This window comes from Pseudoxanthomonas helianthi, assembly GCF_017939625.1.
Taxonomy (GTDB): domain Bacteria; phylum Pseudomonadota; class Gammaproteobacteria; order Xanthomonadales; family Xanthomonadaceae; genus Pseudoxanthomonas_A; species Pseudoxanthomonas_A helianthi.
The window spans coordinates 680,228-700,191 of the sequence record NZ_JAGKTC010000001.1; the positions used below are offsets into that span (position 1 = coordinate 680,228).

Annotated in this window: 12 protein-coding genes; 5 read left to right on the forward strand and 7 right to left on the reverse strand. The window is 64.8% G+C overall.

The window, feature by feature from the left end; genetic code table 11:
• Positions 1-32: 32 nt before the first annotated feature.
• Both J5837_RS03230 and J5837_RS03235 read right to left on the reverse strand, forming a co-directional pair.
• A complete protein-coding gene (locus tag J5837_RS03230; protein WP_210535278.1) occupies positions 33-3,056 on the reverse strand; it encodes a TonB-dependent receptor in 3,024 nt (1,007 codons plus the stop codon).
• 246 nt (positions 3,057-3,302) lie between these two features.
• The gene (locus tag J5837_RS03235; RefSeq protein ID WP_210535279.1) at positions 3,303-4,256 is read right to left on the reverse strand and encodes a LysR substrate-binding domain-containing protein; all 954 of its coding nucleotides are present in this window, start codon (positions 4,254-4,256) and stop codon (positions 3,303-3,305) included.
• Between the two features lie 256 nt (positions 4,257-4,512).
• Between J5837_RS03235 and J5837_RS03240 the strand changes: the two genes are divergently transcribed.
• The 5 genes from J5837_RS03240 to J5837_RS03260 all read left to right on the forward strand — a co-directional run bounded on the left by J5837_RS03240 (position 4,513) and on the right by J5837_RS03260 (position 9,900).
• Positions 4,513-5,136: a 2-dehydro-3-deoxy-6-phosphogalactonate aldolase gene (locus tag J5837_RS03240; protein WP_210535280.1), complete on the forward strand. Its 624-nt coding sequence runs from the start codon at positions 4,513-4,515 to the stop codon at positions 5,134-5,136.
• Positions 5,133-6,284: a galactonate dehydratase gene (dgoD, locus tag J5837_RS03245; RefSeq protein ID WP_210535281.1), complete on the forward strand. Its 1,152-nt coding sequence runs from the start codon at positions 5,133-5,135 to the stop codon at positions 6,282-6,284. Before J5837_RS03240 ends, dgoD begins: the two co-directional genes overlap by 4 nt.
• Before the next feature lie 4 nt (positions 6,285-6,288).
• A complete protein-coding gene (locus tag J5837_RS03250; protein WP_210535282.1) occupies positions 6,289-7,188 on the forward strand; it encodes an SMP-30/gluconolactonase/LRE family protein in 900 nt (299 codons plus the stop codon).
• The gene (locus J5837_RS03255; protein WP_210535283.1) at positions 7,185-8,099 is read left to right on the forward strand and encodes a 2-dehydro-3-deoxygalactonokinase; all 915 of its coding nucleotides are present in this window, start codon (positions 7,185-7,187) and stop codon (positions 8,097-8,099) included. The genes J5837_RS03250 and J5837_RS03255 overlap by 4 nt, the downstream gene beginning before the upstream one ends.
• 163 nt (positions 8,100-8,262) lie before the next feature.
• The gene (locus J5837_RS03260; RefSeq protein ID WP_210535284.1) at positions 8,263-9,900 is read left to right on the forward strand and encodes a family 43 glycosylhydrolase; all 1,638 of its coding nucleotides are present in this window, start codon (positions 8,263-8,265) and stop codon (positions 9,898-9,900) included.
• A 68-nt stretch (positions 9,901-9,968) separates the two neighbouring features.
• Here the strand turns inward: J5837_RS03260 and J5837_RS03265 are convergent, their stop codons facing one another.
• From J5837_RS03265 to J5837_RS03285, 5 genes are all read right to left on the reverse strand, one after another.
• A complete protein-coding gene (locus tag J5837_RS03265; protein WP_210535285.1) occupies positions 9,969-11,546 on the reverse strand; it encodes a glycoside hydrolase family 27 protein in 1,578 nt (525 codons plus the stop codon).
• Between the two features lie 70 nt (positions 11,547-11,616).
• Positions 11,617-14,007, reverse strand: a complete 2,391-nt coding sequence (locus J5837_RS03270) for a glycoside hydrolase family 127 protein (protein WP_210535286.1) — start codon at positions 14,005-14,007, stop codon at positions 11,617-11,619.
• A 142-nt stretch (positions 14,008-14,149) separates the two neighbouring features.
• Positions 14,150-17,110: a TonB-dependent receptor gene (locus tag J5837_RS03275; protein WP_210535287.1), complete on the reverse strand. Its 2,961-nt coding sequence runs from the start codon at positions 17,108-17,110 to the stop codon at positions 14,150-14,152.
• A gap of 308 nt (positions 17,111-17,418) precedes the next feature.
• The gene (locus J5837_RS03280) at positions 17,419-18,237 is read right to left on the reverse strand and encodes a hypothetical protein (protein WP_210535288.1); all 819 of its coding nucleotides are present in this window, start codon (positions 18,235-18,237) and stop codon (positions 17,419-17,421) included.
• A 136-nt stretch (positions 18,238-18,373) separates the two neighbouring features.
• A complete protein-coding gene (locus J5837_RS03285) occupies positions 18,374-19,954 on the reverse strand; it encodes a family 43 glycosylhydrolase (RefSeq protein WP_210535289.1) in 1,581 nt (526 codons plus the stop codon).
• Positions 19,955-19,964 lie beyond the last annotated feature (10 nt).

A 19,964-nucleotide genomic window follows, 5' to 3' on the forward strand; every position in this document is an offset into this window, starting at 1 on the left:
GAAGCGAACTTCCCTGCCCGGCCGCCTGACGATCAGAACGTGAAGCGGAGGGTCGCTGCGTAACGCCGGTCGTTCACGTACCAGGACGTGACATGGCTGCCCGCTCCGTTCTGCTTCATGATCGTGCGCTGTTCGGCGTTGTTGAGGTTGTTCATCTCCAGGCCGATCTGCACGTTGTCCGAGAAGCGGTAGAAGATCGAACCGTCCAGCTGGCCGTACGCGTCGCTGTACACCGGCAGCTTCCAGGCGATCGATTCCTGATCCAGATTGTTGTTGGTGCCGTTGTAGCCGTTGGCGCCCACCGACAACAGGAACTCGCTGCGCCAGTTGTAGGCAAAACGCACCTGCCACGGACCCTTCTCGTAGAACACGGCCACGTTGTAGGAGTTCTTGGACAGGCCATCGGCCGGCAGCTTGCCGTAGGAGGAGCCGTCGGTGTCGCGGGGCACCACGCTCGGGTCGTTCGGCACGTTGGTGCTGCTGTCGATATAGGTGTAGTTGGCTGACATGCCCAGCCCATTCAACGGTCCCGGCAGGAAGTCGAAGAACTGGTTCCAGCCGATTTCCGCGCCCTGGATCTTGGCCGTGCCGGTGTTGACCGGACGGGTGACCAGGTACTCGTAATCGTTGCCGTCGTCGCCCTTGTAGGTTTCGAACCGCGCCTGGCGGCGGAAATAATCCTTCAGATCCTTGCGGAACAGGTTGATCCACGCCATGCCGCCATGTTCCGGATTGAAGTACCACTCCAGCGACAGGTCGAACTGGTTGGCCTTCATCGGCGTCAGGTGCGGATTGCCGTAGACATCGCTAGTCAGATCCATGCATCCCGCAGGCAAGACCGTCGGATCGTCGCTGGGGTCGTTCGGAGTGCCTCCGTTCTGGATATCGCGGCAAGCTACTCCACCGACCACATGGTCCTGATTGACGGCGACGCTGAGCGTTTGATACGCCTGCAGCTCATTGAAGCTGGGCCGGGCGATGGCCTTGGACGCAGCGAAGCGCAGGATCAGGTTGTCGGCCAGTTCCCACTTGATATTGGCGCTGGGCAGCACGTCGGTGTAGCTGTTCTGGGCGGCGATCGGCTCGCTCTGGCCATGGCCGAGGTAGGGCGCTGTGCTCGTGTTCGGCCAGACCACGAAGCCGTTGGCTTCGTTCTCGGTGCGGATCACGCGCACGCCGACGTTGCCATCCAACCGCATGTCATCGACACCGAAGTTCAGCATGGCGTAGGCCGCGTAGGTGCGCTCACCCTGCACGTTGCGCCACTGCGGATCGGTCAGTTTGCGCGGCGTGATCGCGCCGTAGCAGCAGTTGTAGTAGGGAGCCGCCGCGGCGTGGATGTCCTGGTAGCTGACCGGGAACCCCAGCGCGGTCGCCAGGATCGGCGCGTAGAACTGGCCCGGGGTATTGGCCTTGCCCTGGTAGAAATTGGAGAACTGGTTCAGGTGGGTCAGGCTGGTGTTGACCGTGCTGCTCAGGTCCAGCCCGGGCAACGGCTCGTTACCGGGCAGCGCCCACCATTGCATCCAGGTCTGGAAAACCGGTTGCCAGTCGTAGCCGGTGTTGACGTTGGTAGCGTCGCGGTCGGTTGCGCGCACGCCGACCTTGAACGACTTGATGAAGCCGCTGTCGAAGCTGTGCTTCAGATCCGCGCGCCAGGCCAGTTCCTTGCCCAGGTTGTCGTCGCGGTGATCCATCGTGAAGCCCCAGTAGTAATTCGCGGGGTTCGTGGTGAATTGCGGATCCACGCCGATGGACGGCAGGCCGCCACCGAGGTCGACGTCGATGTAGGGAACGTTCACGCCCAGCGATACCGTGGAATCCAGGCCCTTGGTGGTGGCCTTGATGTACTGGAAATCGGTCGAAAAGTCGGTGGCGTCGCTGAACTGCCACTTCATGCCCACCGAGAAGTCGGTGGTCTTGGACTTGCGGTGCGAGGCGCGGATGTCCGTGCCCATCGGAATGTCGCCGGTCTGGACCAGCCGTCCGGAGCGGAAAACGTTGCCGTCAAGCTCGTAGGGCTGGCTCGCGTCCAGCGCCACCTGGGTGGGGTCGTTGCCGACGAAGATGGCATCCTCGTACCACAACTCGTCGTAGCGGCTCTGGAAGCCGGTGGCATAGAACTCGAGGCCGGCGCGGGGGCGCCATTGCAAGGCCAGATAGCCGCCCTGTCGTTCGCGGTCGTAGGTCAGCGTGCGCCAGTCGGCGCCGCGCGGCAGCCACAGGGTTTCGTTTTTGACGCCATCGCCGTTCAGATCGGTGTTGCGGGTCTCGAAGAACGGCCGCAGGAACATGCCGTCGGTGCGCGTGGCCAATCCCGAATGGGCGATGTCGACCAGCACGCCGAATTCGCCCGCGTCGGTGTTCCAGCGGTTGCTGTACAGCACGGAACCGGAAGGCTCGAGCTTCTTGGCGAAGTCGCCCTTGTTCGCGCTCATCGACACGGCGAACTTCGAATCCTTGAAATCGAACGGCATGAAGGTGCGCAGGTCGACCGAACCACCCAGGCCGCCCTCGATCATGTCGGCCTTCTGGTTCTTGTAGACGTCGACGCCGGACATCAGCTCGGACGGCACGTCCTGGAAGCTGAGGCTGCGGCCGCCGGAGGCGGAGAAGCTGTCGCGCCCGTTCAACTCGGAACGCACCTGGGTCAGGCCGCGCACCTGCACGCCGTTGCCCTCGGCCGAGAAGTGTTCCGGGTCGCCAACGGACAGGAAGTGATCGATGGTGACGCCGGGAATGCGCGACAGGGTCTCGGTGACGCTGCGATCGGGCAATGCGCCGATGTCCTGCGCGGTGACCGAATCGACGAAGGTTTCGGCGTCGCGCTTGATGTCCTGGGCGCGGTAGACCGAAGCACGGATGCCGGTGACCTGCACCTTGTCGAGGTCGGTGACCTCTTTCTTTTCCTTGTCTTCGCCGGTCGACGCTTCCTGCGCGTGGGCATTGGCTCCCAAAAGGGTGGCGATGGTCAGGGCGATGACCGTGTGCTTCAGAGCGCGGGTGGAAGCGGCGCGTGCGCCCGGATTGGCCGGGCGGCTACGGAGCGTTGACATGAATGTTCCCTCCCAGGACACATGGCATGCGATTGAATTTAGGTAGCGCTACCTCGGCAGGACGCACGATCAACCGCCATCTGCCGGGCTGGATCGGAGCTTAGAAGAAGCAAGACATGCCATACCAATGAAATATTCGTTAGAACATATATTCTGTTGGAATACATGGAAATGGACACAGAGCCGAGAGCCCGCTTATGTTCGTCCGGGGCGCACGGAATGAGCAGACCGGTGCCGCCCGCCCGCTCATCCACGGTCCGGGTACAGGCGGCGGGCAGTCGTCCGCAAGGCCTGCAACACCCGCTCGGCACCGGGAGACAGGACCTGATCGCGGCGGCGAATGATGCCGAAGAACTCCATGCGCACCCCCAGGTCCACCGGCAACACGCCCATCTGCCCGGTTTGCAGGTATGGCGCCACGGATTCGACGGGCAGGGCGGTCAGCAGGTCGCTGTGCCGCAACAGATGGATGATCACCGGCAGCGACGCGGTTTCCACGATGTCCTGCGGGGGCGTTACCCCCTGCTCAAGGAACGCGGCATCCAGGCGGGAACGCAGCACACTGGCGGCCGGCGGCATGATCCAGCCATATTCCACGAGGTCCGCGTGGGTCACCTGGGGCCGCCCCGCCAAGGGATGGCCGGCACGCGCGATGACCGCGTGGGGTTCGTCCGCCAGTGGCTCGAAATCCAGCTCCCCGGCGCCTTCCGGACCCAGGATGCGGCCCACCACGATGTCCAGTTGGCCATCGAGCAGCTTGGCCACCAGCGGCCGGCTGTAGTCCATCTCCACCTTGATCAGGATGTCCGGGAAGTCGCGCTTGACCGCGGCAATGGCCTGGGGGATCAGGTTGGTGCCCGGGTTCACCACCGTGCCGATCGCTGCCTGGCCCATGCGGCCGTCGCGCAGCGCAGCGATCTCGTCATGGGCCCGTCCGATTTCCGACAGCGCCGAGCGTGCGCGCCGGATCAGCGCCTGCCCGTACCAGGTGGGCTCGACGCCGCGCGCATGCCGCTCGAACAGCGGCACCCCCAGCAGCGCCTCCATTTCGGCCAGCAACTTGGACGCGGCCGGCTGGGTCATGTTGGCCGCCTCGGCGGCACGCAGCACCGAACGTTGTTCGTACAGATGCAGCAACAGGGACAGGTGGCGTGTCTTCAGCCGGGTGGCGCCAAACCAGCCGGTGGTGGGCTGAACCATGAAACCTCCGGAAGTGGGAAGCTTTGCTATTCGTACACGGAATAGCCTACGACAAAAATTTCATTTGTCGTACATAGATGGGGACGCGAGGCTATGTCACGCTTCCAACAACGGGTCGGGCACAGCCAAACCGCGCGGTCCGGGCAGACGCCCGCAGGTCGTCGCAGGGCCGCCGTTCCAGGGGACCTGCGATTTGATCGATCCAGCCAGGGAGGAGGATTCATGGCCATACCGCAGCGCGATCACGACTAAACGCATGGACGCATCGCCCCTTCCCTTCCGCTTGCCGCTGGTCGCCATCCTGCGTGGCATCACGCCGGGCGAAGCGCTCCCGCACGCGAGCGCGCTGGTGGAAGAAGGCTATGACGCCATCGAAATCCCGACCAATTCGCCGGATTGGAAAACCAGCGTGGCGGACTGCGCGCGTGAATTGGGTGCGCACGCGACCATCGGTGCCGGCACCGTGCTGACCCAGGCGCACGTGGATGCGCTGGTCGATGCGGGCGGCAAACTGATGGTGACGCCGAACACGCGCCCGCCGCTGATCCGCTACGCGGTGGATCGCGGCCTGCATGTCGCCGCCGGCTTCGCTACCGCCAGCGAAGCCTTCGATGCGCTCGATGCCGGCGCGCAGACGCTCAAGCTGTTCCCCGCTTCCGTGCAGGGACCGGCCCTGGTGCGCGCACTGCGCAGCGTGCTGCCGCCCGTTCCACTTTTCGCCGTCGGTGGCGTCACGCCGGAAAACCTGCCCGCCTACCTCTCCGCGGGCTGCCACGGCGCCGGCATCGGCGGCGAACTCTATCAACCTGGCCAGGCGGTCGAACGCACGCGCGAACGCGCGCGCCGTTTCCGCCAGGCCTACCTGGACCACTTCGCATGAAGATCGTGCGCCTGAGCACCTACCACGCAGCGCCCCGCTGGCTGTTCCTCAAGGTCGAAACGGACGAGGGCATCACCGGCTGGGGCGAGCCCGTCATCGAGGGACGCGCCGCCTCGGTGGAGGCCGCCGTGCACGAACTGGGCGATTACCTCATCGGCCAGGATCCGGCGCGCATCAACGACCTGTGGCAGACGCTGTACCGCGCGGGTTTCTATCGCGGCGGCGCGATCCTGATGAGCGCCATCGCCGGCATCGACCAGGCGCTGTGGGACATCAAGGGCAAGGCGCTGGGCGTGCCGGTCTACCAGTTGCTCGGCGGCCTGGTCCGCGACCGCATGAAGACCTATCGCTGGGTCGGTGGCGACCGCCCCGCCGACATCGTCGCGCAGATGCGCAACCACCTGGCGCAGGGCTTCGACACCTTCAAGTTCAACGGCACCGAGGAACTGAAGCTGATCGACAGCCCGCGCGCGATCGACGCCACCATCGCCAAGGTCGCGGCGATCCGCGAGGCGATGGGCGACAGCGTCGATTTCGGCATCGACTTCCACGGCCGGGTCAGCGCACCGATGGCGCGCGTGCTGCTGCGCGAACTGGCGCCGTTCAAGCCGCTGTTCGTCGAAGAACCGGTGCTGCCCGAGCAATGGGAGTACTACCGCCCCCTGTCCGATGCCACGTCCATCCCGCTGGCGGCGGGCGAGCGCATGTATTCGCGCACGGAATTCAAGCCGGTGCTGGCGGCCGGCGGCCTGGCGATCGTGCAACCGGACCTGTCTCACGCCGGCGGCATCACCGAATGCGCGAAGATCGCCGCGATGGCCGAAGCCCACGACGTGGCCTTCGCGCCGCACTGCCCGCTGGGACCGGTGGCCCTGGCCGCCTGCCTGCAGGTCGACTTCGTGTCCTGGAACGCGGTGCTGCAGGAACAGAGCATCGGCATCCACTACAACGAAGGCACCGACCTGCTCGACTACGTGCTCAACAAGGAAGATTTCCGCTGCGACGACACCGGCAGCATCGCCGCGCTGCCCAAACCGGGCCTGGGCGTCGAAATCGACGAGCAGCGCCTCATCGAAGCCAGCCGCCGGCCGCCGCGTTGGCGCAACCCGCTGTGGCGACACGGCGACGGCAGCGTGGCCGAGTGGTGACGTCGTGACGGAGGCGCTGGCGAGTCTCGCCGTCGACAGCCGCTGCGTCCTGGGCGAAAGCATCCTCTGGTGCGAACGTCGCGAGGTGCTGTACTGGGCCGACATCCTCTCCGCGAAGCTGTGGCGACATGATCCGGCCAGCGGGCGCTCGCACACGTGGTCGCTGCCCGAATCTCTTGGCTGCCTGGCCCTGGCCGAGGATGGCCGTTTGTTACTGGGGCTGGCCAAAGGCCTGTACGCCAGCGATGTCGAGTCGCAGCTTGAGGCGCACGAACTGACCTTGCATCGACTGGCCGAGGTGGAAGCCGGCGTTCCGCACACCCGCATGAACGACGGCCGTGCCGATCGCGAGGGCGGGTTCGTGTTCGGCACCAAGGACGAACGCGGCGGCACGCATCGCGGCGGCCGCTTCTACCAGTACACCGCCCTGCACGGGCTGCGCGAACTCGCGCTGCCGCACGCGGCCATTCCCAACTCGATCTGCTTCGACGCCAGCGGAAAGCGCATGTACTTCTGCGATTCGGTCGAACTGCGCATCCGGCAATGCCGTTACGACGCCGGCACGGCGACGGTATCGGACATCGAGACCTTCATCGACATCGACCTGCCCGGTGCGGAGCCGGACGGTTCCGTCGTCGATCGCGAGGGCGCGTTGTGGAATGCGCAATGGGGCGCGGGGCGCGTGGTCCGCTATCGGCCCGACGGCAGCATCGACCGCATCGTGCATGTGCCCGCGCCGCAGACTTCCTGTTGCACCTTGCGCGGGGACACGCTGTACGTCAGCAGCGCGCGTGTCGACCTGGACGCGGAGGCGCTGGCCGCCCATCCGCTGTCTGGCGGCGTGTTCGCGCATCGGCTCGACCGCGCTCTCGCGCGCGGCGAAGACCGGGTGCGACTGCCATGATCGCGGTGGATTGGGGCACCAGCAGCCTGCGGCTGTATCGGATGGACGACGACGGCCTGGTCCACGAACGCCGACGCAGCGACCACGGTGCGTTGGCCAGCAAGGGCCGTTTCGCCGAAGTGCTCGCGCGGGAAATCTCCGGCTGGGACGACCCGTTGATCCTGATGTGCGGCATGGTCGGCGGGCGCGGCGGCTGGCAGGAAGCGCCTTACGTGGTCTGCCCGGTCGGCAACGCGGAACTGGCCCTCGGCATGCGGCCGATGCCGTCCAGCGAATTCCCCGGGCGTTCGCTGTGGATCATGCCAGGCCTGCGCGACGCCAGCGCCGACGCGGTACCCGACGTGATGCGCGGCGAAGAGACGCAGCTGGCCGCGCTGCTCGACGTCTTGCCCGGCGGCAGCCACATGGTCTGCCTGCCTGGCACGCACAGCAAATGGGTGACGGTGCGCAATGGCCGCATTTGCCGCATCACCACCGCGATGACCGGGGAAGTCTATGCCGCATTGCGCCAGCACAGCATCCTGGCTCAGTTGATGCCCGCCACGGACGGCCGCTTCGATGCCTATGCGTTCGACGCCGGGCTCCGGCGCAGCGCGGAGAACGGCGGCCTGCTGCACCATCTGTTCGGCGTGCGCACCGCGGGGCTGTTCCAGCAGTTCAGCGAGGCCGCTCTGCCTTCGTATCTTTCCGGCATCCTGATCGGTCACGAGATCCGCGCGTCCGGTCTGTTCCCGCAATCCCCGCGCCCCGCGCTGGTGCACCTGATCGGCAACGAGCGGCTGCTCGCTTCGTACGCGCATGCGTTGCGGACCCTGGGCATCGGCGTGCAACGCCACCCCGAGGATCTCGCCGCGCGCGGCCTGCACGCGTTGTGGCGACGTCGCTCCGCCACGGCCGCGACGTCGGCGTGAGCCGGCGTCGCGACCTGGAGAAAATCCCGATGACCAAACCGTTCGCATGGAGGTTGCTGACTGGCCTGGCAACGTTGTCGACCATGCCGGCGAAGTGCGCGTCGCCAAGTTCGCGCCTGTTCCTGCGCCTATCGTCCCTGACGCCCGGTGCGAAGGACCCTGAATGACAAACACGACTCGCCGGAACCTGTTCAAGGCAGCACTCGCGGGGGCAGTCGCTGCTCCCCTGCCGCGCATCGGGACCGCGCAAGCGACATGCCCGACGGCCATGCCGCCACGATGGAAACCGGGCCTCGAGGACCAGCGCAAGGCAGACCTCGGCGACGGCACGTACCTGAATCCGATCGTCGCTGGCGACCATCCGGACCCGACCATCCTCAAGGATGGCGACGACTACTACATGACGTTCTCGTCGTTCGATGCCTATCCCGGCCTGGTGATCTGGCATTCGACCGACCTGGTCAACTGGACACCGCTCGCGCCGGCGCTGCGCGAGCCCGTCGGCACCGTGTGGGCGGTCGACCTGTGCAAGCACGCCGGGCGCTATTTCATCTACCTGCCCACGCTCGCCAAAGGCGAGGCATGGAAGATCCATGTCATCTGGGCCGACGACATCCGCGGTCCGTGGAGCGAACCGGTCGACCTGAAGATCGACGGCTGCATCGATCCCGGCCACGTGGTCGGCGAAGACGGCAAGCGCTACCTGTTCGTCAACGGCATTCGCAAGATCCGCCTCACCGACGACGGGCTGGCGACCGACGGCGCGCTAGAACCCGCCTACAGTCCGTGGCGCTATCCCGACGACTGGATCACGGAGAACTTCGCGCCCGAAGGGCCGAAACTGTTACGCAGAGGCCCATGGTTCTACCTCGTCACGGCGGTAGGCGGCACCGCCGGCCCGGCCACCGGCCACATGGTGATCTCAGCGCGCTCGGCCTCGATCCACGGCCCCTGGGAACACTGCCCGCACAACCCGCTGGTGCGCACGCTCTCCGATGCCGAGCCCTGGTGGTCGAGAGGCCACGCGACGCTGGTGGAAGGTCCGGCGGGCGATTGGTGGATGGTGTACCACGGCTACGAAAATGGTTTCCGCACGCTGGGCCGGCAGACCTTGCTGGAACCGATCGAATGGACCGAAGACGGCTGGTTCAGGACGAAGGGCGGCGATTTGTCCAAGCCCATGCGCAAACCGGCGGAAGGCAAGCCGGGATCGGCCGGCCTCGCGTTGTCCGACGACTTTTCCCGCGACCGCTTCGGCACGCAGTGGTCGTTCCACGATCCGCACCCCGACGAGATGCGGCGCGTCGTCCGCGGCGACAAGACGCTGCAACTGGCCGGCGCCGGCACTTCGCCGGCCGACAGCAGCCCGCTCACCTGCATCGTCGGCGATCGTTCCTACCGGGCCGAAGTCACGCTCGAATTGATCGGTAACGGCGAAGGCGGCCTCTTGCTGTTCTACAACCACAAAGCCTTCGTCGGCATCGGCTTCACTGCCGAGGAACTACGCGTGTTCCAGTACGCCGAGGAACAGACCTGGGCACGGCAGAAAATCCCCACCCGGCGCGTGCGCATCCGGATGACCAACGAACAGAACGTAGTGACCTTCCACCATTCCCACGACGAAGGCCGCACCTGGACGCGACTGGACACGCGCATGGAGGTCTCGGGGCTCAACCACAACGTGTTCGGCGGCTTCCTCAGCCTGAGGATCGGCATCTACAGCGCCGGCGACGGCGCCGTGCGATTGAGCGATTTCACCTATCGCGCACTTGGACTCACATGGCACGCGGGCCCGGCCTGACTCTCCCGACGCTAGCGTCGCCTGACGATGCCGGCGGCATTACCGGTTCTGGCCACTCTTCTTCCCACTTACCCGCCACGCGTCAACTTCAACAGCGCAACGCCATGGGCAGGAACGTGCATGTTGCGCACGCCCGACGCCACCGGCTTGCCGCTCCAGGCGTCGACGACCGAAACCTTGCCTTCGGGCCAACCCGCATCAGCCGGGGAAAAGGCGATCTCACGACCAACCGTGTCGCGATTGAACAGGCCGATGGCCACCGCGCCATCGGCCAGCGGCTTGACCCAGATTTCCGTCGATCCGTCCTTGCGCACCGCCTTGCCCTGCCGTCCCAGACGATCCTGGTCGATTGCGATGACCTGCCGGTTCAACAGCAATGCCAGCGTCCCGGCGGACATCTCGCGCAGGTCGTTGCCCAGCAGCAGCGGCGCGGCCGATAGCGCCCACAAGCTCATGTGCGTCCGGTATTCGTCCGCATTCATGCCGCCGTTGCCCACCTCGAGCATGTCGGGGTCGTTCCAGCCGCCCGGTCCCGCGTTGGCCGGATCGCCATTCCTGGCGAAACCGATGCCCGCCATCACTTCGTATCTGTCTTCGATGTCGCCGGTAGTGCGCCACAGATGGCCACCGACATCGCGCCCCCAGGTGCCGACCTGGTCGCGGCCGTACTGGCACAGGCTGTAGATCATCGGACGATGCGTGGCGCGCAGCGCCTCGCCCATCTGCTGGTAGGCCAACCGCACCTGTTCGGGCGTGCGGAAGATGCCTTCGCCCGAACACAGGTCGTACTTCAGGTAGTCGATGCCCCATTGCGCCCAGGTCTCGGCATCCTGCTCGACGTGGCCATAGCTGCCCGTGTAGCCCGCACAGGTTTTCGGACCCGGCGAACTGTAGATGCCCAGTTTGAGTCCCCTGGCATGCACGTAGTCCGCCAGCGCCTTCATATCGGGAAAACGCCCGTTCGGCTGCAGCACGCCATTGGCGTCGCGTTCGCCCTGCCAGCCATCGTCGATGTTGACATGGACGTAACCGGCATCCCGCAAGCCCGTGGACACCAGTGCATCAGCAATGCCCCGGATGGTGCGGTCGTCGATGCGTTCGGCGAATTTGTTCCAGCTGCTCCATCCCATCGGGGGCGTCTGCGCCTGCCCATCGGGTGGCAGCTTCTGGGGTTGCGGCAAAGGTGCAACGGCAAAAGCCAGCCGCTTGGCATCAGCCAGCGTGCCGCGTTCGGCCTGCAGGTCCACTCGCTGATACCAGATGTCGCCAGCGACCCGGACCCGGCCGGCCGTCAGCGTGGCCTTCCACTCCTTGGGCGGCAGCCTGGCATTGCCGTTGTCGATCTCGAACCGGGCGGTGTCGCCTTCGATGCGCAATTTGCTCATCGGTATGTCGCCATACCAGTCGGTGGTGATGGCGCCGACGACATTCCCTTCCTTCCAGGCAATGCGCATGTAGCGCAATCCCGGGAAGTCGGGGCCCTGGCCGAATACCCACACGCCTTCGAACTTGCCGGCCACCTGATCGGGTTTTCCGATTGGCGCCGGCTCGCCGGCAAAGACCGTCGGCCCCGCCAGCGCCAGCACGCAGCAGAAAATTGCCTGTAAGCCGGCCCTGAGTGTCCAGCCGTGGCGCGACCGTTTCATGTGCGGATTCCTGCGACCTATGGGGAAACGAGCGACTTCGGCGAAGCGGGCAATTTCAATGCCTTCCGGATCAGGCGGGAATCAGCCAGCCGCCGAACAGCGGGCCGGCGGTATCGCCGTGCTGCGGTTCAAGGCGGATCTTCAGCGCCTGCGCGCCGCGGGTCAGTTCCTGTGGCAACGCATAGTCGCGGTCGACGAAATCGATGACCTGGCCGCGCTCGACCGTGACCTGCACCGCCAGCTTCCCGTTGACCAGGATATTGAAACGGCCCTTGTCGCTGCCCCAGAAGCGCAGGCGCAAGGCCATCGGCTTGTCGCTGCCCTTCATCTCGAATTCGACGAAGCCCTTGCCGCGCACGTCACGGCATTGCTGGCGGCGATAGGAACCGCCGAACGAGGTGTCGCTGACCAGCTTGTGCGCCTTCTCCGATTCCTCGTTGCCGAACTGGATCATGTCCACCGCGCTGGTGCGCAGCGCAAGGCTTTCGGCCTTGACCTTCTCCCGGCGCGCAACTTCCTGCGTCCATTGCGCGGACGTCATGTAGCGGAAGTACAGCGCGCTGCGGCGGTCGTACTGGGAAAAGAACGGCACGAAGGTCAGCGGCTCCGGCCGGGTGGTACTGGCCAGGTAGCGTCCTGGCTGCGGCAACTCGGCGAAACCCGACAGGGGAGACACGTCGGCGACCAGGGCCGGGTCCGGCTGGTCGTACGGCGCGCTGACCGGCCCCAGGTCGGCGGCCATGGCCAAGGGCCCCCGCATCACGGTGACGCAGTTTTCGTCGCCCGCGGCGTGTTCCAGTCGCAGAGGCGTGTCGAATTCGACTTCGACGACATCGCCCGCCTGCCAGGCGCGCGACAAGGCCAGATAGCCATCCGCCGCCTTCGCCTTCTGCGCTTGGCCGTTCACGCGCAATGTGTAGCGTCCCTCGCTCCAGGCCGGGACGCGCAACATCAGGCGAGACGGAGCGTTGTTGCCCGCGCGGTCGATCTTCAGGCGCACCTTGCCGTTGTCCGGCACGCCGCTGTCCAGCTGCAGCGCCAGGCCGCGTTCCTTCCAGTCGAGTACCGATGAAATGTACAGGTTGACGTAAAGCGATTCGGCATCGTGCCAATAGATGGAATCTCCGAATTGCGCGTGCGCCTCCATGCCGCTGCCAACGCAGCACCAGAACGAATCGAACTTGTCGGAGAACCCGCGTTCCCCGCCCGTGATCATCGGCAGCATGTAAGCGAACATGCCGGTGTCGGCATGGTGGGCCGACATCGTGTGGTTGTGCAGGGTGCGCTCGTAGTAGTCGAAGTAGCGCGCCTGCGGCGTCCACTGGTACAGGTGCCGGGTCAGCTTCAGCATGTTGTAGCTGTTGCAGTGCTCGCAGGTCTGTTCGGTCAGGAACGACGAGATCGTGTCGGGGGACTGGAAGTATTCGCGATCGGCGTTGCCGCCGATGACGTAGCTGTAGTGCGCGGTGACCGTTTCCCAGAAGAAGCGCGCCGCCGCCGCCGAGTCCGCATCGCCCGCCACTTCGAACTGGCGGGCTTCGCCGATGAACTTCGGCACCTGGGTGTTGGCGTGGCGGTGCGGCAGGTCGTCCTTGCCGGCGATGGCCGGGTCCACCACCTTTTCGTGGCGCAGGCGCTTGCCGATGGCGATCCAGCGCGGGTTGCCCGTGCGCGCGCCCAGCTCGATGTACGACTCGTTGAACCCGCCGAACTCGCTGTCCAGCAGTTTCTGCATCTGCTCGTGGTCCAGCGCGTCGAACACGCCGGCGAAATACGCCGCCGCTTTCTCTAGGACTTCCAGCGCCTGCCGGTTGCCCGCCAGTTCGTGCGCATCGAGCAGGCCGGCGAACAACTTGTGCTCGGTATACAGCGGCGACCAGCTGCCGTTGAGGTTGAAGGCGCTGCCCTTGATGATGCCGCGGCGCACTTCCTCCATCACCACCTTGCCGCCTTCGATTTCGCCCTTGTCGTTCTTGCGCGAGAACCCGCCGACGTAGCCGTCGCCGTCGCGCGCCTGCGCGCGCGCCAGTTCGGACACGATGTAGTCGATCCGCGTCTTCGCTTCGGCATCGCCGGTCTGCGCATGCAGCTTGGCCAACGCGCTCAGGTAATGGCCCAGGGTATGTCCGGAAATGGTGTCGCCTTCCCAGCCGCCGTAGATCGCGCCCTTCGGCTCCAGCCCGGCATACTTGAGAAAGGTATGCAGCAACCGGTCCGGCTCCAGCTCGAACAGATAGCGCTGGTTGACCAGCAGGGAATCCAGGAACAGCGACGGCTTCAGCCGAACGGCCTGCAGCGGCACCGCCGTGACTTTCCCCGCTTCCGACGCGGCGGCCTCAAGCGGGAATTTCAGCAAGCCGGCGGCCACGGCCAGCGCGCTCCATTGCATGAAGCGGCGGCGCGCGGCGTTTTCGATCGACGAATCGGCGGGAGAATGGGGGCACGTGTGGGGTTTCGTCATCGTGTTGCGCCTCGGCTACGGCCCGGTCATACCGGAAAGAAAAGTGGACGCTGCCTCAACGCCCGGCCGGGCCAGGACGATTGGGAGGGAGAGGCAGCGTCCCATACTGGTTCAATCGTCTTATCGGCTCAGGCGCCCTTCCTCAATCCCAGCGCATGCGCACGCTGAACTGGTAGGTCTTGGCCTCGTAACGCGGCCCCAGCGGCAGATACTTGGTGTTGCCGAAGTAACGCTCGGTCCTGTCGCCCAGCAGGTTGGTCGCTTCCAGGCTGAAGGTGACGAACTTGTACGGAGTGTAGTTGAGCGCCGCGTCGAGCCGCGATGTTTCCATGGTGTAGGGCGAATAGGCCGGTTGCTCGGTCCAGACGAAATCCTTGCGCTTGGAACGCTGGTTGTAGGCCAGTCGCGCACTGAACTTCGGGGTGTCGTAGTACAGCGCCAGGTTCATGGTTGATTTGGATGTACCCGGGGCATCGAAAATGCCCGGGATCTGCGCTTCCTCCTCGCTGAACGGGAACAGGATCTCGAACTTGTCCAGATAGGTGAAATTGGCGCTGGCGCCAAAGTTGGACCATTTGCCCGGCAGGAAGTCGAAGAAGCTCTGCACCGAGAATTCGTAACCGCGGAATTCGCCAGGGCCCGCATTGCGGTTCTGGAAGACCAGGGCGTTGGTGCCAAGCTCCGGCACATATTCTTCCTCGACGCCGTAATACATGAAGCCATCCGGCTTCTTGACGAACGTAGCGAGGCTGGCGGACCCCGCCCGACCGAAGTAATACTCCAGCGACATGTCGTAGCTGCTCTCGCGATTCGGCCTGAGATCCGGGTTCCCCGCGTATACGGCTGGCGGATTGGCGCGGGTTTCGTAATAGGCGAATGGGCGAAGCTCATAGAACGGTGGCCGCTCCACATTCTTGGTATACGCGAGGCGCAACTGTAATTTGTCAGTGAAATGAACGATGCCGTTGATGCTGGGCATCACATCGGTGTAGCTGCCCTTGCCGGTCGCATTCTGGATGATATCGGGACCGCCATTGACCGTATCCGGCCGGTAGTTGGCGCTGGTGCTCACGCCCTCCGTTCTGGCCACACGAACGCCGGCTGTGCCATCGACCGGCACGCCTGCGTCGAAGCCGAAGTTCAAATTCACATAGGCCGCCGCAGTCTTTTCGTTGGAGACGTAACTGCCGCCACGATTCGCCTGGGGACGGTAACTGCTCCATTCGGAAGACCACCATTGCCCCGGATAGTTGGTGGCGAGGTACGACAGCACCGAGCCCCATTGCGAGTACAAGTCCGCGCCCGACAGGTGGTACCAACTGGGCAGGTTGGCCGCTCCGTCGAGGTTCAGCTGGGTGGTCAGGATGTTGCCGCCCGTGGGGAAATCGACCAGGGAAGGCGATTGCCCGTCCTGCATCGGTATCGCATCCCGATAGCCATAGAAGCGTTCAGTATCCCGATCCGTGAAACGAACGCCCGTCTGCACCGAGCGGACGAACCCGTCGCCGGCGGGCGTATAGGTCAGGTCCAGGTGACCGATCAGTTCATTGGACTTGGCGCGGGCGAGTTCGTCGTGCAACTGCAGCAACCGATAGCTGCTCAAGTCGTCCAGATCCGCCCCGATGAAATCGATGTACGGCCCGCCGCCGGGAACGTTGGGCGAATTCACGTCGATGCTGGCGCTGGTCGCGCCGGCCAACCGCATGATCTGCAGGATGCCGTAGTACTGGGTCTTGCTCCAGTTGTATTGCAGGCCACCATCGACCTTGAACGATTCGTTGTGCCAGTGGGTTTCGAAGTTTGTGGTGTAGTTGTCAGAGTCCACCATCTCGAAATAGGACTCGGGCCCGCCATTGACCCCATCGGGGCGCGACACGGTCACCGACTGCACGGTCTGGCCATCGGGCGCCAGCTGGATGTCGGAAAGATCGTAGTTCCATTCCCGGACCACCAGGTGCAGGCGGTCGCGCTGGCGCTTCTCGTTGCTGCCGAAATACGAGCCTTCGAGCAGGAAATCCAGGTTCTCGGACGGTTTCCACTGCAGTGCGGCATTCAACGAGGGGCGCTTGATCGAACCTTTCTCGACGCCGTAGTTCACCGCATAGGGCGCAATGGCGACATCGCGCAAGTTCGCCGGCATGTTGTCGTACGTCTCGGCGAAGAACAGGCTGGGCGATTCGCTGTCTACGAAATTCTCCTCGTAGTTGTTCTCGGTATACGAGGCGTTGAGCAGGACGCCGAATTCGCCGTGCCCGGTGTCGAACCGGTTCGACCACAGCACGCTGCCGTAAGGGCTCCAGTCCTTGCCGATGTCGCTGTAGACCGTGCGCAGGCTGCCGGCGACCGTCGAACCCTTGGGCAGGTCTAGCGGGCGGCGCAATTCCACGTTGACGGTGCCGGCGATACCACCCTCCACCTGGTCGGCGGTACGGTTCTTGTGCACTTCCACCGACTTCAGCAATTCGGCAGGGATGTCGGCCAGGTTGGTCGCACGCCCTTCGCCGACGCTGGACATGTTGCCGTTGATCGTCGTCTGGATGTCGGTGAGGCCGCGGATGGAGACGCCCGAGCCCTCGCCATGGATGCGGTCGAGCTGCACGCCCGTCACTCGCGACAATGCCTCAGGGACGTTGTTGTCGGGCAACTTGCCGACGTCTTCGGAAACGATCGCGTCGACGATGTTCTTCGCGTTGCGCTTCTTTTCCTGCGCCGATTCCAGGCTGCCGCGAATGCCCTTGACCACGACCTTGTCCATTTCCTGCGCGTCCGCGTCGCTCGGCATCGCGCCGCTGGCGGACAAGGCCAACGAGGCGACTTTGCCCGCTTCGATCCTGACGCGGCGGGACGAGAGCCTGCGATCGCCGCTCATCAGCACCACTTCGTATTCGCCCGGATTCAGGCCTTCGCGGACGTAGGCACCGGAGGCATCGGGCCGGCTTTCCTGCGACGCGCCCGTGCCGAGATTGCGGATGACGATGCGCGCGTCGGCGGGCACGGCACCGGCGACCGAGCCGCCGATGCCACCCGTTGCGTCCTGCGCCTGGGCGGACAGCATCGGCAAAAGGGCCGCGAGCACGGCGCCGCACAACAATGCGGGTCGCATGCGGCTGCCCCGGGGTTGAAGCTGACTGGATCTGCTCATGAATGACCTCGTGACGGGGTAAAAGAACAATCCAGGGGCCGCATGCCCGGGCACCCTCCCCAGCTATGCACTCGACCGGCGGCTGACACCGCTTACTCCCCCGAAGCAGGCCGGAAGCCTGTCTTGAACCAAGCGTCACCCAAGGGCCTTCAAGCGTCTTGCGGAAATCAATCAGCTTCCACGCTGATATATGCAAAAATTATTATTTAGGCATATATCGATATTTTTATACGTATTAGTAAGACGCTGCCCCAAAGCGTCCCGGCCGATCAACAACCGCCCGACCCGACGGGATGCACGAGCAATCGCGCCGGACTCATGTGGAACACGTCCGCGGGGATGCGATGCGTGTCGCCGTAGACCCTGCCCAGCAGCCGATGAAGCACGGGATCGTATCGGGCGAGATCCTGATCGTCGGCGATGGTCGATGCGCCGTTCGCATACGCCATGTTGGAGTCGAACCAGAATTGCGTGCCTTCGGCCCAGTACTCCTGCACCGTCGTCATCGCATACGAGTCGGCCCACAAACCCTTGCGCATCGCCTGCCCGTAGGCAGCTTCGACTTCGCGATGGAAATCCGGCTCGATTCTTTGCAGGGTGGACAGGATGTTGTGCGAGAACTCGTGCACGAGGATGCTTTCGCCGAAGTAACGGGAGCCCGCCACGCCGAGCAGGTTCTCTTCGCCGACCGTGGTGTAATCACCGCCCATGCCGCGTGCGCGGCCGTTCCAGTATTGCGCGTCGGTCATCGCCGCGATGCGTGCGTAGTTTTTGCGTTCGCAAAAGGTCAGGCGCGGATCGTCCTTGGCCGGTTTCTTCCAGTCGCGCTGCTCGGGAAGATCCATCGTGCCTTCGTCGATCGCCATCACGCCCACGCGCACGCCGCGACCGACCATGTCCACACGCACGTCGGGCCGATGGGCGAGCATGGCGTCGACGATGTCGCGGGCGATCAGCAATGCGTCGTCCGAAACCCTGGCCGAGGACACCACCGGGATGCCGCCGGCATCGACGTGCTTGGCGTAGAACGGATCCAGGCCAAGCGCCGCCGGTGGCGCGGCGACGGTGAACGAGGCATACGAGCGCACCAGGGCATGCGGGGCCTGAGCCGACTCCCCTGCCCATGCGCAGCCAGTGGCAAGCGCCGCGAGTGCAAGCAACCGCTTCGGCCAGATGGCCGCACCCGCCGATCTTCCCGGGCGCCGCTTGTGCGATCGAACGCGTTCAATGCGCATCGCAGTGCCGTGCCGCTGAGGATGAAACCGTGAGCAGCCGTTGCGGCTCGACCGCCAGCACTTCCCATTCCTGTACCGCGATAGCGGCATGGCCCTTGTCGTCGCCCGACGCGTCGAAGACCGCACGCACGCAACGCGTGGTCACGGGGGCGAAGGTCGTCTGCTCGAAACGGCCGGGCCGGCTGGCGTAGGCGCTGGCATCGCGTACCGGCCGCCACGATCCCTCGTCGAAATATTCGAGATGCCAGGCCTTGGGCGGCGCGACGCCGACGTTGGCGCCAGCCGGCTGGTCGGCCCAGAACATGATCCGCGTGGCATCGATGGCGACCGGCCGATCCCAGCTGTACTGGATCCATTGCCGTGGCGGATTGTGTGGCGTCCAACTGCCCCACATGTCCGGCGGCAACGGCGATTTCCTGACGATTCCGTCGTTCAAGGCGCGGATCCAGTACTGCACCGGAACATCCGGACTGTTGGAAGCCGATGCCCATGCCGCCGGCGCGACGTTGCGCGTGGCGGCCTGCGGCGGCGTGGGAGGACGCGTCGGCGTCACCGGGAGCATGCGCGCGGGCGACGCACTGTCGTCCCATTCGAGCCGGTCGATGGCCACGCTGCGGCGGAAATGGCCACCGCCTTTCGCATCGGCGGTGTGATAGACGAGATACCACTGTCCCTTGAACTGCACGATGCCCGGATGCGACGTGGTCGAGGAGACCGGCGCCAGGACCACGCCGCGATAGGTCCACGGTCCCATTGGCGAAGGCGCAGTACCGTAGGCGACGCAGGCGTGATACAGCGCCGGTGTGCATTCGGAATCGGGACCCGCCTTGTTGCCGGCATAGGCCAGGTAATAGACGCCGTTGCGCTTGAACAGCCAGGGCGCTTCGAAGAAGCCGTCCAGCGTCGATACAGTCACTGTCTTGCCTTTCGGCGTGACCATGTCGCGGTCCAGCTCGATGCCGCGCAGCTGACCGAAGGTTCCCCAGTACAGGTAGGCGCGGCCGTCGTCATCGAGCAGCACGGTCGGATCGATGTTCTGGATGTGGTTCGGTTCTGGTAGGGACTGCGACACGATCGGGCCTTGCGGATGCGCATCCCGCCACGGCCCGAGCGGACTGTCGGCGACGGCCACGCCGATGGCGAATGGATCCTTGTTCGACGAATCGCGCTCTTCCACGGGCGCATACAGGTAGTAGCGCTTGTCCGACCCGCGCACGATCTGGCTGGCGTAGGCCCGTCCCGGAGCCGCCCAGGCGAACACCTGCTCCGGCCGCAGCAATGAAGGATGGTGCGTCCAGTTTCCGCCAGCGACGTCCGCGGTCTCCAGCAGCTGCCATTCCTTCATGATGAAATCGTTGACGTCCTCCGGCGCCTCGTCGCGTCCGGCCAGGATGTAGAGCCGACCATCGGCCACCAGCGGCGCCGGATCGGCCGAGTAGTACTCGCCATCGGACAGGATCGGATTGCGTTCTGCATGGAGGGCTCGCGCCGGCGCCTTCGCGGAAGCGGCAGGCACGAGGGTGGCGAGGCAAGTGCACAACGCCAGGAATTTGTTCTGCAACGACGGCATGCTGGCTTTC

What these genes read in the sequence shown, in the direction of transcription:
- J5837_RS03230 (WP_210535278.1), bottom strand. Translation starts at nt 3,056, where the DNA reads ATGTCAACGCTCCGTAGCCGCCCGGCCAATCCGGGCGCACGCGCCGCT.
- J5837_RS03235 (WP_210535279.1), bottom strand. Translation starts at nt 4,256, where the DNA reads ATGGTTCAGCCCACCACCGGCTGGTTTGGCGCCACCCGGCTGAAGACA.
- J5837_RS03240 (WP_210535280.1), top strand. Translation starts at nt 4,513, where the DNA reads ATGGACGCATCGCCCCTTCCCTTCCGCTTGCCGCTGGTCGCCATCCTG.
- dgoD (WP_210535281.1), top strand. Translation starts at nt 5,133, where the DNA reads ATGAAGATCGTGCGCCTGAGCACCTACCACGCAGCGCCCCGCTGGCTG.
- J5837_RS03255 (WP_210535283.1), top strand. Translation starts at nt 7,185, where the DNA reads ATGATCGCGGTGGATTGGGGCACCAGCAGCCTGCGGCTGTATCGGATG.
- J5837_RS03260 (WP_210535284.1), top strand. Translation starts at nt 8,263, where the DNA reads ATGACAAACACGACTCGCCGGAACCTGTTCAAGGCAGCACTCGCGGGG.
- J5837_RS03265 (WP_210535285.1), bottom strand. Translation starts at nt 11,546, where the DNA reads ATGAAACGGTCGCGCCACGGCTGGACACTCAGGGCCGGCTTACAGGCA.
- J5837_RS03270 (WP_210535286.1), bottom strand. Translation starts at nt 14,007, where the DNA reads ATGACGAAACCCCACACGTGCCCCCATTCTCCCGCCGATTCGTCGATC.
- J5837_RS03275 (WP_210535287.1), bottom strand. Translation starts at nt 17,110, where the DNA reads ATGCGACCCGCATTGTTGTGCGGCGCCGTGCTCGCGGCCCTTTTGCCG.
- J5837_RS03285 (WP_210535289.1), bottom strand. Translation starts at nt 19,954, where the DNA reads ATGCCGTCGTTGCAGAACAAATTCCTGGCGTTGTGCACTTGCCTCGCC.